Genomic DNA, 16,518 nt, shown 5'->3' with positions numbered 1-16,518 from the left:
TTACCTGCAGGTTACTATTCATGTGGAAGATCATGATGATTTCGAAGGAGTTAATTGATATATGTCTGATACGCTGAGAGAAGAAATACGGGAGAAAATTGTAAACGGAGACTACAACTGCGAAAAGGAATTAACGCTATCTGTGCTGAGCGGGAAATGGAAGGTCGTTATTTTATGGCATCTGGGTGTCGAAGGGCCGCACCGGTTCAGTGACCTGCAAAGGTTGTTTCCGAAGCTGTCGCATAAAGTGCTGACCAACCAGCTACGGGAGTTGATGGAGGACGGTATTGTACACCGGGAAGTGTATCCCGAAGTGCCTCCAAAGGTGGAGTATTCGATGACTGAGCTGGGGATGACGATTTTACCGATTGTGGAGATGATGTATGACTGGGGGAAAAAACGGGTGCAATCCATCCGTGAGGAAATGCAACGCAGCAGTGAGGGAAATGTTTAAATCTTGGATGCGATCTTAGATGGACCTTTAACACTCCGTCATATAAAAAAATAGAACGCCTTGCACGATGAGTACGAATTGTACCTAGAGCAAAGGCGTTCTTTGGCACGTTAGCAGTCTGTGTGTCTTGATCATGTTAGTCTAGGAAAAATAGCTGTAGCCCATATGGATCATTGCTGTTCAAGGGCTGGTAAAACCTCAATCCAGCGTGTAGCCCAAGTACCAATATGGTCAAATAAAGGAGCTAAATCGCGTCCCTTATCCGTAAGGGAGTATTCAATCCGCACAGGCTTTTCAGGATAAACCATACGTTGAATGATTCCTTCTTCCTCCAGCTCTTTCAAACGGTCCGAAAGGACTTTTCCACTTAAGTTAGGAATTGAATTCTCAATAGCGACGAAACGCTGCGGACCATTCGTTAGTTGAAATACGATCAACACCGTCCAACGCTTGCTCAGTAGCTCCATAGCCTTTTCAAACCGTGGGCACATCTGCGGAATATTCATGTGATCACCTCATGCTCCTATTATTAACGATTCACTGTTAAAAGTAAATGATTTTACTTTACATAAATTTATTACTTGACGAAATCGAATGATATAAATATACTTTGTTACATAAAGTAACTTGTTAGCTTTGATACGGAGTTTAAGATGTAAATGCTTAAAATTTGAACTTAATTTGATATGATTAATGATGTAATTAAATGAACAGATACGGACGAATCGTTGAGGTTATGGTTTGGGTGCAGGGGGAAGTCGGATGAAGCTAGAATGTGAAGTGTGCGTAGTTGGAGGGGGACCCGCAGGGACTTTGTTATCCTGTCTACTGGCGGAGCAGGGTGTTTCAACGATATTGGTTGAGCGGCAGAGCGTGCCCGGAAAGGCTTTCCGCGGTGAAATTTTAAACGATGAGGGTCAGGAAGTGATCCGCAAACATAAACTGCTCGAACAAATTCATGAGGATCATATTCTCGCCTCCACAAGAATCGAATATTGGCAGCATCAGCAGCAGGTCAAGACGGTTGAGCCAGCTTCAATCCATGGTAATGTAGGGGTGCATATTCCACAACCTCGATTTTTGGAAGCTCTGCTCAAGCAGGCGTCCACCTACGAGTCTTTCCGTTACCTGGCAGGTACAACTGTGAATGCGTTGGAGGGTGACAGCGAGCAGGGGTACACGGGCTTGACCGCCCGCGATAAGAACGGTCATGAGATTACGATTCACAGTTCTTTGATTGTGGGGGCAGACGGACGCTATTCGACTGTGCGCAAGCTAGCGCAGATGCCTGTGACGAACATTCGCCACGGCTATGATCTGCTATGGGCCAAAATCACGGCACCTGCCGGGTGGGAGCCCATCACTCGTCTGGCTCTGGTCAACGGAGGTCAGTTGGCTTTATTCTCGCAGGCTGAGGGTTATATCCAAATTGGCTGGAATGTGGAGGAGGGGAGCTTTTCCACCCTGTTTAAGCAATCTTTTGAACCATTTATACAGCTGTTTACGGAGGCTTTTCCGGATTTAGAGCATAGTGTGCATGATCACATTCGTTCATGGAAGGACTTCGTACCGTTGGATATTTTCAGCAGCCGTAGTGACACATGGGCACAGAATGGACTGGTCCTGATTGGAGATGCGGCGCATACCATGACACCTACGGGAGCTTTTGGTTTGAACGCTGCTTTGAAGGATGCCGATGTGCTGGCCAGTGAGCTTCTTCGTTTACGCCAGCAGGTATATACGGCAGAAGACCTGAAGGCTTTCGAAGACGGACGACGGCAGGCTGTCACCGAGCTTCAGGAGCGTCAACTGATCATGGAGTCCACGTTTCATGAACATTTTTTACACATAGTTAAATGATATAAAACCCTGACAACAACGATTAGCCTGAGAAATGCGAGGCATTTCATATATAGAGTTTATATAAAGGATGGTGCAGAGAGATGAACATTAAAGATGTAGCTACGCTACTTAACGATAAAATCCAAACTGTTCGTGGAGAGCAATCCTCGACGATTTTGGTAGGACCGATCAAGCTGCCAGTTAATTTGGAAGGGGAAACGGTTGTTTTTCAATGGTATTGCTGGCTACCTGTACGGGACGAGGAAGATCGCCAGAACTTACTGAATGCCAATGCTGAGACGATCGTGAAGCGATTGTCCACACTGAACTTGGCGGAGGGACAACAATCAAGTGTATTGGTGTACGGGGATCTCCAACAGTCCGAAAATGCATTAGTTCGCATGCATAGTATTTGCCATACTGGAGATATTTTTGGTAGCAAGCGTTGTGATTGCGGATTTCAACTCCACCAGTCGATGAAAATGATTGTGGAACATGGAACAGGTGCATTGTTCTATCTGGCAAATCATGAAGGTCGCGGAATCGGTTTGTTTAGTAAAGCCATGGCTTATATTCTGCAAGAAGAAGGCATGGATACCGTCGAAGCCAACCATCAGTTGGGTTTTGAAGATGATACACGCAATTACGCGGATGCCATTAGTGTGCTTCAACATCTGAGACAAAAACCAGTAACTCTGATTACAAATAACCCTAAAAAGCTGGATGCCTTGAAGAAGTCGGGTATGAATGTGGCGGGACGTATGCCGCTCTGGGGCGATGTGTCACAATATAATGAACGGTACTTGAATACAAAAGTAGAACGATCCGGCCATTTGCGGGATTCCGATCTCAGGGAGGTTCTATGAACACTCACGAAAAATATATGCGCCTGGCACTGGAAAATGCCAGAAGTGCCAAAGGGCAAACAGAACCGAATCCGCTCGTCGGATCAGTCATTGTTAACAATGGCCGTATCGTTGGGATCGGCGCTCATTTGAAGCCTGGTGAGCCACATGCCGAGATTCATGCCTTGCGTATGGCGGGGGAACACGCTCAGGGAGCGACGATCTACGTAACGCTGGAGCCGTGTTCTCATCACGGCCGGACAGGCCCATGCGCGGAAGCGATTGTGAAGGCAGGCATTCGCCGGGTGGTGATTGCAGCCCTGGACCCAAACCCGCTGGTTTCCGGCAGAGGGGTACAGATTTTGAAAGATGCGGGCATTGAGGTCATTGTCGGCGTATGTGAGCAGGAATCGATCCGCATGAATGAAGTGTTCAATCAATATATCGTGAGCAAGCGACCTTTTATTACAATCAAATCGGCAGTAACGCTGGACGGTAAAATTGCAACTCGAACCTCTGAAAGCAAGTGGATCACATCTGAGGCTGCACGGGAGGATGTGCATCGTCTTCGTCACGAGCATGTAGGCATCCTGGTCGGTGTACAGACTGTGATTCATGATAATCCTCAGCTTACGACTCGTCTACCAGAAGGACGGAATCCGATTCGTATCATTCTGGATAGTAAGCTTCGAATTCCATTGGATGCTCGTGTCATTACAGATGGAGAGGCGCCGACCTGGATATTCACAGGGCGGGCTTATGATGAAGGCAAGCGAAGCCAGCTGGAACAGCTCGGTATAAAGGTTTATCCGACACAGGATGAAAACAGTGAGCGGGTCAACCTTCCGCAAATGCTGGACATTCTGGGGGCGGAGGAGGTCTCGTCCGTATTCGTGGAAGGTGGGGCCGAGGTGAACGCTTCGTTCGTGCAGCAAGGCCTGGCAGACAAGCTGGTGCTGTATATGGCGCCGAAGCTGGTTGGAGGGCGCGCAGCCCCGGGCTTTCTCGGGGGAGAGGGCGTGTCTGCGATGAGCGATGCAGTGGCCTTGCAGGATTTGAGCGTAACACAGGTTGGCGTGGACTGGAAAATAGAAGGGTATTTTGGGCGAGGAAAATGAGTGAGTTGTTTCGGGTGGAGAAGGACGCTCCGCGAAGGGGTTGATCTTCCGATCGCTGTTGCAGTGGGATTCTACGATTGTATAAGAGATTTAAAGGTAAGAATCCCACTGCAAAGGCGAACGCTTCCGCTTCTCCAGATTCAACCCCTCCGCTCCGCTGCTGCCTACCGCAAAGTCACTCATTTTTCGAAATGGTGTGGAGCATGGGAAGGGCAGGAGAAACTAAACACTTAAAAGCTCAAACTCATTGATTCAAAAACTTATAAATTCAAAAGAACAGAGGATCTGAAGGGCTAAAGGCCTGGAGGGTCTTTTTTATATACTAAACGGTTAGTAGGGTGAATGGTTAATGGGGTGAATAACTCATAAGGTGAACGTCTTATGGGGTGAAATCAAAATGACATAATTACTTAATACAAAATGACATAATTTTCGGGTTTTTCGTCCTGGTTTCTTGTGTATTTTTAGAGACTTTCGCCTCGTTTAGTTAGATTTTAGAAATATAAGGATTGACCTGGAAATAGAGATCAAGCACAATGAAGTTGAATTCAGCTTGGAAGAAAAGGGAAAAGCCTTGCAAGGAAAGGGATAAGAGAATTCAAAGGAGGATGTTGGTTGTGAAAAAAATGATATTATGCTTGTTAAGTGCCAGTCTGATATGTTTAGCTGCACCGGTTTCTACTAAAGCCTTTTCGGGTGAGGTCACACAAGGCACAGGCTCCTATTCAACCACACTACCTGCCGGAGCAGCTACACCGCAAAACGAAATTTACAAGACAGCGAATGTAACTAGCCCAATGCCTACCAACGACTGGTGGAGCAGCCTGGCCTGGGTGCCCCACTCCGAGGCTCAATATCCACATCCGCTTGCCTTGAAAAATCAGCAAAATGGTTTACGCATCTTTAACCCAAGCGGAAAAATTACGGTGAATCCGGGATACATTGCAGGCTGGATGGATGATGTGAATGATTTTACCATCGGACATTCTGAAAGCGCTTCATTTCCGGATGCCAAGGTGGATGGCTTCAGTGACTGGTTTGTCAAATCGTTATTTCAAAGCGGCAGCAACAAAATGAGTGCTACCTATGGGCATGGCTCTCCTTATGTTTTTTTCGAGTTTGGCGGCGGTAATCCCAAGCTCTCGTTCAATGAGGTACCCAAGGTCTGGTCTGGCTCAGCTACTTCCCCTGTGCTTGGCATTACGATCAATGGCTCACACTATGGTCTGTTTGCTCCTTCCGGCAGCACCTGGTCTGGTCTTGGGACGAGTACTCTGATCAATCAATTGAACGGGAAAAACTATTTTACAGTGGCGGCTTTGCCTGACAATACAACGGCGACCTTGGACAAATTTCAGCAATATGCCTATTCTTTTGTTACAAACTCCAAAGCACAGTACAGCTACAACGAAGCTTCTTCCGAAGTAACAACCAACTTTACCGTTACAACAACCGCGAAGCAAGGTACACAAGCGGGTACTATTTTTGCCTTATATCCACATCAGTGGAAAAACTCATCACAGTCCCTGCTGGGCTATACGTACAATTCTGTACGTGGTCTGATGAAAACAGCGGAAGGGGCTTCTTTTCAAACGAAGATGAAGTTTACAGGCGTGCTCCCTTCTTTGCCCGATTTGGGGTCTTATGATAAAAATAAGCTGAATAGTTATATAGACGAAGCGAAAGCGGAAGTCTATTCTGGCGATGGTGACACATACTGGACTGGAAAACGTTTGGGCAAGCTAGCAGCCTTGGCGCCAATTGCTGACCAGGTGGGCAATACTGCAGCAGCGACCCAGTTCCGCAATGAGATTAAAAGTCGGCTACAGGACTGGTTTAAGGCCAGTGACAGCTCAGGAAACCTGAAAAGCTCAAACCTATTTGTGTACAATAGCAATTGGGGGACATTAATCGGTTATCCCGACAGCTTTGGCAGTGCGGTAGAATTAAACGACCATCATTTCCATTATGGATACTTTATTAAGGCTGCGGCCGAAATTGCACGGGTGGACAAGAGCTGGGCATCCAATTCACAATGGGGGCAGATGGTGCAGCTGCTCATTCGCGACATTGCCAATACAGACAGGTCTGATTCTAAATTTCCGTATTTACGTAATTTTGATCCCTATGCCGGTCACACCTGGGCTTCCGGTCATGCCAAATTTGGCGACGGCAACAACAATGAATCCTCCTCGGAAGCGATGAATGCCTGGGCCGGTCTGATTTTATGGGGCGAGGCGACGGGAAATACCCAAACTCGTGATCTGGGCATCTATCTATATACAACGGAAATGAATGCGATTAACGAATACTGGTTTGATGTACAAGGTACAAACACCCCTTCAGGGATGCAAAGTGCGACGGCAAGTATGATCTGGGGTGGTAAAACGGTGGGGAATGCTACATGGTGGACCAATAACCCCACAGAGGTGCATGGCATCAACTGGCTGCCGATTACTTCTGCTTCCTTGTATCTGACACAATATCCGGAATATGCGGCTAAAAATTTTAGCAATCTGCTGCAAAAAAGCGGTGGGAATTTCAGTCCGTGGGAAGATATCGTGTATATGTACAGAGCGATTTCGGACCCGTCCGATGCCAAGGCCAAATTCAGTACACGCGTAGCGGCGATGACACCGGAAGCTGGGAATTCCAAGGCGAATGCCTACCACTGGATTTATAATTTGGATGCTGTTGGCAACATCGACCGTAGCGTCACTGCCAATTCACCTATTTATGCTGTATTTCATAAGAACGGTGTAAAAACCTATGTGGCCTACAACTTTACCAACCAAGAGAAAATAGTAACCTTTTCAGATGGACATAGTATTACCGTGCAGCCGAACAGCTTTAATATCGGAAATGGAAACGGGGGCGGCAATCCACAACCTGATATAGAGGCCCCAACCAGCCCGGCCAATGTGCGAGCTACGGCCAAAACGGCTTCGGCGGTTACACTGGAGTGGGAGGCAGCTACAGACAATGTTGGCGTTACGGGATATATCGTGTATAAGGACGGGACTCAGGCGGCAGAGATAAACGGCACTTCCGCTTCAATTACAGGACTGAATGCAGCGACCGCTTATAGCTTTACCGTCAAGGCTCGTGATGCAGCCGGTAACCTGTCTGCGGCAAGTCGTGCTGTATCGGTAACTACGGAGGCAGCATCTGGCGGCAATGAGGGTGGCGGAGAAACGGAAGATTACACCGTACGGGCCCGCTTTGTCAGCGATCGTGAAGCACTGATTCAATTTACCCCTAAAACAGCCTCAGCCTATGTTGACGTGCATTATACTTTAGCAGGTGGGCAACAGCTCAACTACCGGATGACCAACAACGCCGGTGTTTGGGAGCAGCGGGTTAAAGACCTCACCATTGGAAAGGCCGTCAGCTATTGGTTCACCTATGAAAAGGCGGGATTGCAATACGAGACCCCTTCATTCAGCTATACCCACCCGACGGCCTCTACAACGACAGGGGTTTCCGAAATTTCCGCGACCGAGGCGTTGGACACGTCCCAGCCCGGGCTTGCTCCTGAATAAATTTGAAATTATGGATATGATAATTATAGAGGAGATAAAAGTATGACAGAATTTTGGGAATCAAGCTTTATAGAAAATCAAATGATGTGGGGCTTTGAACCTTCAGACTCAGCAATTCTGACCAAGGACTTTTTCATTGAAAAGAACGTTAAGAATATATTGATACCTGGTATTGGATATGGTAGAAATGCCAAGGTTTTTATGGACAACGGAATACATGTTACAGGTATTGAGATTTCAAAAACAGCGATTGATTTGGCAAGACAAAAAGGGCTCAATATTAGTATTTTTCATGGCTCCGTAATGGATATGCCTTTTGATAACAAGCTTTATGACGGCATATTTTGTTATGCGCTTATTCACTTATTGAATAAAAGTGAGAGAGAGAAATTTATTAAGGATTGCTATCATCAGCTAAAGCCAAATGGATATATGGTTTTTACGACTATTTCAAAGGAAGCTCCGATGTTTGGAAAGGGAAAGCAGCTAGGTAAAGACTATTTCGAGATCATGGAAGGGGTAAACATGTTTTTTTATGATGCTGACTCGATAGAACAAGAATTCGGAAAATATGGATTAACAGAAATTTCGGAAATTGTTGAGCCACATAAAAATATGGAAAGCAAACCTCCATTCAAATTTATCATGGTAAAATGTCACAAAGAGCTGTAAGGTGAATGGTGAGAGAACGACACGAGGGAAGCACATATGCTTCCTCCGTGTCTTTTTTTGTTTTTTATGGGGTCGTAATACTTTCGCCATGTTCGTGAGTGCAAGGGTGCGCAATAATGATAAAGGCTGATACAGGAAGATATTACCGAGGCGAGGATTTCCAAAGGTCCCGCAGTGCCTGCCCTAATCGGATCAGGTATCCTGTAAATCTGATGTATCCACCAACAATTAGGGTTCGATTCCCAATCGCCTTCCAAGCGACTTTTGGTAGAGTATTCGAATGGACGAATAAAACACTGAAAAGACCCCGATAAGAGTATCCCATGTCTGGTCTTGATGACAGATGCCGGAGCGATGGCTATGCGGTCAGCGGATACCGGAGAGAGCAAGCGCCGACAGGACCCGAGGCTACAGGAATACGGATTCACAGTCGATGTTGGGCTGGTGAATTCCATCCCCGAAACACGGGAACAGGCGGCTCCTTTCTTTTTCCTTAAGCTTGGCCCCGCCCTCCACACGGAGGGATGCTCTGCAAGGGTCACTAACCCACTACAACAGATAAAAATAAAAAATCCTCATTTTAAAAATGTGTTTTAACTCAACGTGCGAATAAGCGGAGCCGCCATACATACGAAGAAGCCTATTTTTAAGTTGAGGATTTTAAATACTAGGAGTGATACGATGTTTAAGAAGATAACGATTAAAGCCGATGAGCGCGGACTGTTGTTCAAAAAAGGAAGCTACCACAAGTTGTTGCTCCCAGGTACCTACCTATTGAAGACATTTCAGCAGGAAGCTGTTGAAATTTTGAATGTAGCCGAATCATTTTTTGTACCAGATCATGATATTCGTTTGTTTTTGACAGATCCTCTATTGCTGGAGCAATTGACTGTCATCGATGTAGAGGATCATGAATATGTGCTGCATTATGAGGATAATCGGTTTGTAGAGCTGCTGACAGCCGGGAAATATGCATTTTGGAACATGCTCAAGGAGCATCGTTTTGTTCGTGCAGATACCCGGCAGCCTGCCATTGATAAGGCTTTGGGGCAAGCATTCTTGTCCAAGACACCGGGCTTCTGGAAAGCCCTTCAGGTGGCCAGTCATGAATTGGGCTTTTTGTATTACGATAATGTGCTGCAAGGTGAACTGAAACCAGGCAAATATTATTTCTGGTTGTCCACGGTGAATACAGAGATCAAAACATTAGATATGCGACAGCAGCAGATGGACCTGATGGGGCAGGAAATCATGACTGAAGACAAAATCACGCTGCGTCTTAACTTCGTCTGTCAGTACCGGATCATTGAGCCGCTACGGGCGTTGGAATTCAGAGCATACGAGGAACAAATATACATTATGCTTCAACTGCTGCTGCGTGAATACGTGGGCACAATGAAGCTGGATGATTTGCTGAAAATGAAGCAGGAGATCGCGGAATATGTCTTGACACGACTGAATGAGCAGAGCGGTGAATATGGGGTTACTTTTACATCCGCAGGGGTGAAGGATATTATTTTGCCGGGGGATATCAAGGATATTCTGAATACGGTGCTATTGGCAGAGAAGAAGGCACAAGCCAACCTCATCACACGACGTGAAGAGACGGCATCCACTCGTAGTTTGCTCAATACGGCCAAGCTGATGGACGAAAACGCCACCCTCTATCGTCTCAAAGAGCTGGAATTCATGGAAAAAATCTGCGAGAAGATTGGTACGATATCGCTGACTGGCGGAAATACGCTGCTGGAGCAGCTAAACACGTTGGTTCATATGAAAGAGGGGCAGGGACTCCAATAACGGAAAATACTCCCGAACGATGAGTGCAAGCTGGCTCAAGGTTCGGGAGTATTTTTTTAGTTCGTCTTGGTGGATGCGAGAAAAGCGTCCATATCGATCACCGGAATGAGAGTACCCCGATGCTCCATCACAGTAGGAAACAATTCGCGTTGCCATTCATCCTCATTGCTTTGTAGCTGACTGTCTTCAGCAGATGCCGTATCCTCCACCTGATCGACAAGCAGGGCAATCTTCGCACGACTGAGCAAAATCATTTTGTCCTCGGAGGAGTCGCTTGATGCGGGGAGAAACAGTTTCTTGCGTAGGTTAAGGATTGTAAATACATCGCCACGAATGGTCACCATTCCTTCATGCCACGCCTCGGAAAAGGGGAGCGGTGTCCCTTTTTTGGCATTCATGACTTCTTCGACTTCCAGAAAGTTTAACGCGAACTTCTTGTCCGCCAGACTGCACACAATATATTCAGACATAACAATTCTCCTTACATATTCAGATAAGTCCATCACAAGTTGTGAACTAGCGATAAATTGGGTTAACTATTGCGTTTTAACAGACGGAACGATAAAGTGGAGGATGCGGTAAATGGTTTTAGTTAATCACAGAATATCACAAACGAGCAGTTAAATCTTCCAAAATAACAACCAACCGGACAAGGCGTGGCTTCGAATTTCCCTTCATATATAGTGTTTGGAGCTGAGGTCGTGTCCGATGCACTACATTTTAAGATAAGCGGGTTGAGGTAGAATGGATCATGAAAAGCAGCGGTTAAGTATCGAGGCAGCCAGATTATACTATCTGAACGACTATAGCCAGCAGGATATCGCGGTCAGACTCGGAGTTTCGCGGCCTACGGTATCGCGGTTACTTCAGGCTGCCAAGGAACAGGGATACGTGCGGATCAGTATTGTGGACCCCATGGAGGATATGGACGCGCTCGGAGAGCAGGTGAAAAAGAAATACGGGCTGGATACCGTGCTGGTCTGTTATTCGCCATTAAATGAATATCAGGAGATCAAGAAGCATATTAGCAAAAAAGCAGCCGATTATTTGCATGAAACGGTACAGGATGCTGATATTATTGGAGTGACATGGGGAACAACCATGCATGCGGTGGCGCTTCATCTCCAGCAAAAGCAGGTCAAGGGAGTTGAGGTAGTTCAGCTCAAAGGAGGCGTAAGCCATTCACATGTCAACACTTATGCCGTGGAAACCGTAAATTTGTTCGCAGAAGCCTTTAACACCATAGCTCGGTATTTGCCGCTGCCTGTAATTTTCGACAGTCAAGCTGTTAAGAAAATGGTCGAGGAGGATCGGCATATCCAGCGTATCATTGAACTTGGCAAGCAGGCGAACATTGCGGTGTTTACGGTGGGGACGGTCAAGGAGGATGCGCTGCTGTTCCGATTAGGCTATTTTAACCATGAAGAGCAGAAGCTGCTGCAAAAAATCGGCAAGGGCGATATTTGCTCGCGCTTTTTTGACGATGAGGGCAACATATGCAGTCAGGAAATCAACAGCCGCACCGTTGGAATTGATTTACCTGAGCTGCGAAAGAAGGAGAAGTCCATCCTTGTAGCTGGAGGCCAGCGCAAAGTAGAGGCCATTCGGGCATCACTGCGTGGCAAGTATGCGAATATCTTGGTGACGGATCAGTTTACAGCACAAGCACTTTTGCAATAGAACCTGTGGAGCTCAATTCAATTAAACATGGTTACGGAGTGTGCCTACAGGGTAACATGAATTGTAGGTGAACGGCCTGTGTACAAGCGTGAACATAATTTCAAAATGTGTTTTACATATGTTCAGAGCCGTGCTATGATGGTCTCATCACAGAGAAATAATCGATTCATTTTCTTCACACTATTTATTAAATGAAGGAGCCTTTAGATATGAACATTGCAGCATTAATCGACCATACATTGTTGCGTGCAGATGCGACGAAGGATGAAATTACAAAACTGACTGCTGAGGCAAAAAAATACCAGTTTGCTTCCGTATGTGTGAATCCGGCGTGGGTAGCTTATGCAGCCGAACAGCTTGCAGGCACAGGCGTGGCTATCTGTACGGTTATCGGATTTCCACTGGGAGCCAATACATCGGCAACGAAAGCGTTTGAAACCAAAGATGCTATTGCTAACGGTGCAACTGAAATTGATATGGTAATTAACATAGGCGCTTTGAAGGCGCGCGATGTACAGCTTGTCGAGCAGGATATCCGTGCGGTTGTGGAAGCGGCTGCGGGTACACTGGTAAAAGTAATTATTGAAACCTGCCTGCTGACAGACGAAGAGAAGGTACTGGCGTGTGAGCTGTCCGTCAAAGCCGGAGCAAATTTTGTGAAAACTTCGACGGGTTTCTCTACAGGTGGAGCTACTGTGGAAGACGTAGCGTTGATGCGCAAAACAGTAGGACCTGATATTGGTGTTAAAGCTTCTGGCGGCGTACGCAGCCTGGAGGACGTACAAAAATTAGTAGAAGCTGGCGCAAGTCGGATCGGTGCAAGTTCCGGTGTGAAAATCATCGAGGGCGAGCAATCAACATCTTCCTACTAAGTTTATTTTAAAGTCATGGAGGGATTCGCGATGAAGGATCAATTGATTCAGAAAGCGCTTGAGGCGCGTAATCAGGCATATGTTCCGTATTCGAATTTTCAAGTGGGTGCTGCGGTTCTTGGGAGCGATGGCACGATTTATCACGGATGCAATGTGGAAAACGCCTCCTACGGCTTATGTAATTGTGCAGAGCGGACAGCGATTTTCAAAATGGTATCCGAAGGCTGCCGAAAAATTGATTCGATTGCGGTAGCAGCTGATACGGAAGGACCTGTGTCTCCATGTGGGGCCTGTCGTCAGGTCATTTCCGAATTTGCTCATCAAGATACCAAAATTTATCTGACAAACCTTCATGGCAATACGGAAGAGTGGACGGTGGATCAATTACTGCCGGGTGCCTTTCGACCTGCGGATCTGGGGAAATAAAAAAAAGAATGCCTCTTTGGGGCGCATTCTTTTTATGGGCAATGTAAGCGCTTAATGTAATGAGGGGGAATTGAAATGAAATATGTAATCGCTTTGGTGGGATTGCTCGTTGTATTTGCACTTACTTACGTTGCCAGCAGTGACAAGCGTAAAATCAGGTATCGTCCGCTGATAGTTATGGTTGTTCTGCAAGCAGCGCTTGCTTTCGTATTGCTGAATACAGAGATTGGTGAAATTCTAGTCAAAGGTTTTGCAAAAGGTTTTAATAGTCTGATTGGTTATGCTATGGAAGGGATTAACTTCGTTTTTGGCGGAATTGCGAATGAAGGAGCAGCACCGTTCTTTATCGGTGTACTGCTGCCAATCGTGTTCATATCCGCACTGATCGGGATTTTACAATATGTAAAAGTGCTTCCTTTTATTATTAAATATATCGGGCTTGTCTTGAGCAAAGTAAACGGAATGGGTAAACTGGAATCCTACAACGCTGTAGCTTCGGCTATCTTGGGTCAATCCGAGGTGTTTATTTCCGTTAAGAAACAAATTGGTCTGCTGCCAAAACATCGGCTGTATACATTGTGTGCATCTGCGATGTCTACGGTGTCCATGTCGATTGTGGGAGCCTACATGCAAATGTTGAACCCCAAATATGTGGTTACCGCATTGGTGCTGAACCTGTTTGGCGGCTTTATTATCGCTTCCATTATTAATCCGTACAAGATTGAGAAGGAAGACGATTTACTGGAGGTTCAAGAGGAAGAGAAGCAGTCCTTCTTCGAAATGCTCGGGGAATATATTATGGACGGTTTCAAGGTTGCTATTACGGTAGCTGCGATGCTGATCGGTTTTGTGGCGCTGATTGCCATGGTTAACGGTATTTTCTCCTGGTTGTTTGGGATCAGCTTTCAGGCGCTGCTTGGCTATGTGTTTGCACCGTTCGCCTTTGTTATGGGGATTCCGTGGAATGAGGCAGTGCAGGCGGGCAGCATTATGGCTACCAAGCTCGTATCCAACGAATTTGTGGCCATGCTGGATCTGACCAAACAAACAGGCTTGTCCGAGCGTACGGTCGGAATCGTATCGGTATTCCTCGTATCTTTTGCAAACTTCTCATCCATTGGTATCATTTCTGGGGCTGTGAAGGGTCTGCATGAAAAACAGGGAAATGTAGTGGCCCGTTTTGGTCTGAAGCTGTTGTACGGAGCGACGCTGGTTAGCGTGCTGTCGGCAACGATTGCAGGGTTGTTTTTGTAAAAAAAACAGCGAATCAGGAAAGGATTTTTATGATGTCTAAATTTAAACGGATTCACTTGGTCGTTATGGACTCGGTTGGTATCGGCGAAGCACCGGATGCTGCCCAGTTTGATGATTATGATGTAGATACACTCGGTCATATTGCGCGCGAACGCGGCGGTCTGAACATGCCGAATATGGGTAAGCTCGGTCTGTCCAACATTCGTTCCATAGAAGGGGTACCGGTGGCCGATAAGCCACTCGCATATTACACCAAAATGCAGGAAGCCTCCAACGGCAAGGACACAATGACAGGTCATTGGGAAATCATGGGGTTGAATATTGCAGTTCCTTTCCGTGTATTCCCGGATGGGTTTCCAGATGAGCTGATCCAGCGCATTGAGGAGCATACAGGTCGTAAAGTTATTGGCAACAAGCCAGCCAGTGGCACGGAAATCATTGACGAACTGGGCGAAGAACACGTCAAAACAGGTGCACTCATCATCTATACCTCAGCAGATTCAGTGTTGCAAATTGCGGCACACGAGGAAGTTGTACCTTTGAAGGAGCTCTATGAGATTTGTGAGTTCTGTCGTAAAATCACGCTGGAAGATCCGTACATGCTGGGTCGCATTATTGCCCGTCCGTTCGTAGGTGAAGCAGGGAACTTCTCTCGTACCTCCAATCGACATGACTATGCGCTCAAGCCATTTGGTCGTACCACAATGAACGAGCTGAAGGATGCAGGTCTGGATGTAATCGCCTTGGGTAAAATCTCTGACATTTATGACGGCGAGGGTGTAACGAAAGCAGTGCGCACAGTGTCCAACATGGACGGCATGGATAAGCTGGTGGCTACGCTGGACGAGGAATTCACCGGATTAAGCTTCTTAAATTTGGTGGACTTTGATGCTGTATACGGCCACCGCCGTGATCCGCAGGGGTACGGTCAAGCCTTGGACGATTACGATGCCCGTCTGCCCGAGGTATTCGCCAAAATGAATGATGACGATCTGCTGATCATCACCGCAGACCATGGGAATGACCCAACATATCGCGGAACGGATCATACTCGCGAATATGTGCCTTTGCTGGCATATTCCCCTCGTTTTGCTGCTGGAGGCAAGGAACTGGCGGTTCGCAAGACGTTTGCGGATATTGGGGCGACCGTAGCGGATAACTTTGGTGTAAAACTGCCTGAACACGGAACTAGCTTTTTGGCAGAGCTTCAGTAATCTAGACGCCAGCAAGAGTGCAGGCAGGATGATTAGTAACGATATGAGTAACAATATGAGCACGGACAAATGGGACGGAGGAATAAAAACATGAGTGTACACATTGGAGCCAAACCTGGAGAAATTGCAGAAACGATTTTGCTACCAGGAGACCCGCTACGGGCAAAATTTATCGCTGAAACGTATCTGGAGGACGTGACCTGCTACAACGAGGTACGCGGAATGCTCGGATTCACGGGAACGTACCAAGGCAAACGTCTGTCTGTACAGGGAACCGGGATGGGGCTGCCTTCCATCAGTATTTATGTCAACGAACTGATTAGCGAGTATGGTGTGAAAAACTTGTTCCGTGTGGGTACTTGCGGCGGAATGAAGGAGCATGTGCACGTTCGTGACGTCATTTTGGCACAGGCATCCTGTACAGATTCCGGCATGAACCGCCATATCTTTGGCGGCTATGATTTCTCACCGATTGCCAGCTTCCCTCTCTTAAAGGGCGCTTATGATCGCGGTGTTGCCAAAGGCTTGAACATGCATGTCGGCAACGTATTCAGCTCAGACAGCTTCTACCGTGATGACAAATCAGTGGTACAAAAGCTGATGGAATACGGCGTGCTGGGTGTGGAGATGGAGACTTCGGCTTTATACACGCTAGCAGCCAAGTTTGGTGTAAACGCACTGACCATTCTGACGGTAAGTGATCATTTGCTGACAGGTGAAGAAACGACGGCAGAAGAACGGCAAACCACGTTTAAAGAAATGATGGAAGTTGCACTGGATACAGCAGTATCCCTGTAAA

Annotated in this window: 15 protein-coding genes; 13 read left to right on the top strand and 2 right to left on the bottom strand. The window is 46.7% G+C overall.

What is annotated here, in order from left to right:
* Positions 1–61 precede the first annotated feature (61 nt).
* Positions 62–454, top strand: coding sequence for a winged helix-turn-helix transcriptional regulator (locus HFD99_RS18950; protein WP_016820397.1), 393 nt, complete (start codon positions 62–64; stop codon positions 452–454).
* 170 nt (positions 455–624) lie between these two features.
* Here the strand turns inward: HFD99_RS18950 and HFD99_RS18945 are convergent, their stop codons facing one another.
* The gene (locus tag HFD99_RS18945; protein WP_013312049.1) at positions 625–960 is read right to left on the bottom strand and encodes a winged helix-turn-helix transcriptional regulator; all 336 of its coding nucleotides are present in this window, start codon (positions 958–960) and stop codon (positions 625–627) included.
* A gap of 256 nt (positions 961–1,216) precedes the next feature.
* Between HFD99_RS18945 and HFD99_RS18940 the strand changes: the two genes are divergently transcribed.
* The 6 genes from HFD99_RS18940 to HFD99_RS18915 all read left to right on the top strand — a co-directional run bounded on the left by HFD99_RS18940 (position 1,217) and on the right by HFD99_RS18915 (position 10,273).
* Positions 1,217–2,314 carry an FAD-dependent monooxygenase gene (locus HFD99_RS18940; RefSeq protein WP_025365886.1) on the top strand — a complete coding sequence of 366 codons (1,098 nt, stop codon included), beginning with the start codon at positions 1,217–1,219 and terminating at the stop codon, positions 2,312–2,314.
* Between the two features lie 83 nt (positions 2,315–2,397).
* Positions 2,398–3,162: a GTP cyclohydrolase II gene (locus HFD99_RS18935; protein ID WP_016820395.1), complete on the top strand. Its 765-nt coding sequence runs from the start codon at positions 2,398–2,400 to the stop codon at positions 3,160–3,162.
* On the top strand, positions 3,159–4,259 hold the full coding sequence (gene ribD / locus HFD99_RS18930; protein ID WP_016820394.1) for a bifunctional diaminohydroxyphosphoribosylaminopyrimidine deaminase/5-amino-6-(5-phosphoribosylamino)uracil reductase RibD: 1,101 nt from the start codon (positions 3,159–3,161) through the stop codon (positions 4,257–4,259). The genes HFD99_RS18935 and ribD overlap by 4 nt, the downstream gene beginning before the upstream one ends.
* Positions 4,260–4,876: 617 nt before the next feature.
* A complete protein-coding gene (locus tag HFD99_RS18925; RefSeq protein ID WP_123797666.1) occupies positions 4,877–7,801 on the top strand; it encodes a glycosyl hydrolase in 2,925 nt (974 codons plus the stop codon).
* A gap of 42 nt (positions 7,802–7,843) precedes the next feature.
* Positions 7,844–8,473, top strand: a complete 630-nt coding sequence (locus HFD99_RS18920) for a class I SAM-dependent methyltransferase (RefSeq protein ID WP_025365884.1) — start codon at positions 7,844–7,846, stop codon at positions 8,471–8,473.
* 681 nt (positions 8,474–9,154) lie between these two features.
* Positions 9,155–10,273 (top strand): slipin family protein, encoded by a 1,119-nt coding sequence (locus HFD99_RS18915; protein ID WP_017425580.1) that lies wholly within the window; start codon positions 9,155–9,157, stop codon positions 10,271–10,273.
* 56 nt (positions 10,274–10,329) lie between these two features.
* Here the strand turns inward: HFD99_RS18915 and HFD99_RS18910 are convergent, their stop codons facing one another.
* Positions 10,330–10,743, bottom strand: coding sequence for a chemotaxis protein CheW (locus tag HFD99_RS18910; protein ID WP_025365882.1), 414 nt, complete (start codon positions 10,741–10,743; stop codon positions 10,330–10,332).
* A gap of 274 nt (positions 10,744–11,017) precedes the next feature.
* Here HFD99_RS18910 and HFD99_RS18905 point away from each other — a divergent pair, with 274 nt between their 5' ends.
* The 6 genes from HFD99_RS18905 (at position 11,018) to deoD (ending at position 16,517) form a co-directional block, all read left to right on the top strand.
* Complete coding sequence (locus HFD99_RS18905; protein WP_017425578.1) at positions 11,018–11,953, top strand: sugar-binding transcriptional regulator; 936 nt, start codon at positions 11,018–11,020, stop codon at positions 11,951–11,953.
* Positions 11,954–12,162: 209 nt separating this feature from the next.
* Positions 12,163–12,825 carry a deoxyribose-phosphate aldolase gene (deoC, locus tag HFD99_RS18900; RefSeq protein WP_016820387.1) on the top strand — a complete coding sequence of 221 codons (663 nt, stop codon included), beginning with the start codon at positions 12,163–12,165 and terminating at the stop codon, positions 12,823–12,825.
* Between the two features lie 30 nt (positions 12,826–12,855).
* Positions 12,856–13,251: a cytidine deaminase gene (locus tag HFD99_RS18895; protein ID WP_016820386.1), complete on the top strand. Its 396-nt coding sequence runs from the start codon at positions 12,856–12,858 to the stop codon at positions 13,249–13,251.
* A gap of 75 nt (positions 13,252–13,326) precedes the next feature.
* Positions 13,327–14,505, top strand: a complete 1,179-nt coding sequence (locus HFD99_RS18890; RefSeq protein WP_016820385.1) for a NupC/NupG family nucleoside CNT transporter — start codon at positions 13,327–13,329, stop codon at positions 14,503–14,505.
* Positions 14,506–14,534: 29 nt separating this feature from the next.
* Positions 14,535–15,719, top strand: a complete 1,185-nt coding sequence (deoB, locus tag HFD99_RS18885; protein WP_180361613.1) for a phosphopentomutase — start codon at positions 14,535–14,537, stop codon at positions 15,717–15,719.
* A 90-nt stretch (positions 15,720–15,809) separates the two neighbouring features.
* Positions 15,810–16,517, top strand: a complete 708-nt coding sequence (gene deoD / locus HFD99_RS18880) for a purine-nucleoside phosphorylase (RefSeq protein ID WP_013373173.1) — start codon at positions 15,810–15,812, stop codon at positions 16,515–16,517.
* Position 16,518 lies beyond the last annotated feature (1 nt).

The sequence above is a fragment of the Paenibacillus sp. EKM301P genome (assembly GCF_011800295.1).
GTDB lineage: Bacteria > Bacillota > Bacilli > Paenibacillales > Paenibacillaceae > Paenibacillus > Paenibacillus polymyxa.
The sequence above is the reverse complement of the archived record's forward strand: the minus strand, read 5'-3'. Positions and strand labels throughout refer to the sequence as shown.

Bases quoted from the DNA above. Each gene is read 5' to 3' on its own strand.
- HFD99_RS18950 (WP_016820397.1), top strand. From the start codon at position 62: ATGTCTGATACGCTGAGAGAAGAAATACGGGAGAAAATTGTAAACGGA.
- HFD99_RS18945 (WP_013312049.1), bottom strand. From the start codon at position 960: ATGAATATTCCGCAGATGTGCCCACGGTTTGAAAAGGCTATGGAGCTA.
- HFD99_RS18940 (WP_025365886.1), top strand. From the start codon at position 1,217: ATGAAGCTAGAATGTGAAGTGTGCGTAGTTGGAGGGGGACCCGCAGGG.
- HFD99_RS18935 (WP_016820395.1), top strand. From the start codon at position 2,398: ATGAACATTAAAGATGTAGCTACGCTACTTAACGATAAAATCCAAACT.
- ribD (WP_016820394.1), top strand. From the start codon at position 3,159: ATGAACACTCACGAAAAATATATGCGCCTGGCACTGGAAAATGCCAGA.
- HFD99_RS18920 (WP_025365884.1), top strand. From the start codon at position 7,844: ATGACAGAATTTTGGGAATCAAGCTTTATAGAAAATCAAATGATGTGG.
- HFD99_RS18915 (WP_017425580.1), top strand. From the start codon at position 9,155: ATGTTTAAGAAGATAACGATTAAAGCCGATGAGCGCGGACTGTTGTTC.
- HFD99_RS18910 (WP_025365882.1), bottom strand. From the start codon at position 10,743: ATGTCTGAATATATTGTGTGCAGTCTGGCGGACAAGAAGTTCGCGTTA.
- HFD99_RS18905 (WP_017425578.1), top strand. From the start codon at position 11,018: ATGGATCATGAAAAGCAGCGGTTAAGTATCGAGGCAGCCAGATTATAC.
- deoC (WP_016820387.1), top strand. From the start codon at position 12,163: ATGAACATTGCAGCATTAATCGACCATACATTGTTGCGTGCAGATGCG.
- HFD99_RS18895 (WP_016820386.1), top strand. From the start codon at position 12,856: ATGAAGGATCAATTGATTCAGAAAGCGCTTGAGGCGCGTAATCAGGCA.
- HFD99_RS18890 (WP_016820385.1), top strand. From the start codon at position 13,327: ATGAAATATGTAATCGCTTTGGTGGGATTGCTCGTTGTATTTGCACTT.
- deoB (WP_180361613.1), top strand. From the start codon at position 14,535: ATGATGTCTAAATTTAAACGGATTCACTTGGTCGTTATGGACTCGGTT.
- deoD (WP_013373173.1), top strand. From the start codon at position 15,810: ATGAGTGTACACATTGGAGCCAAACCTGGAGAAATTGCAGAAACGATT.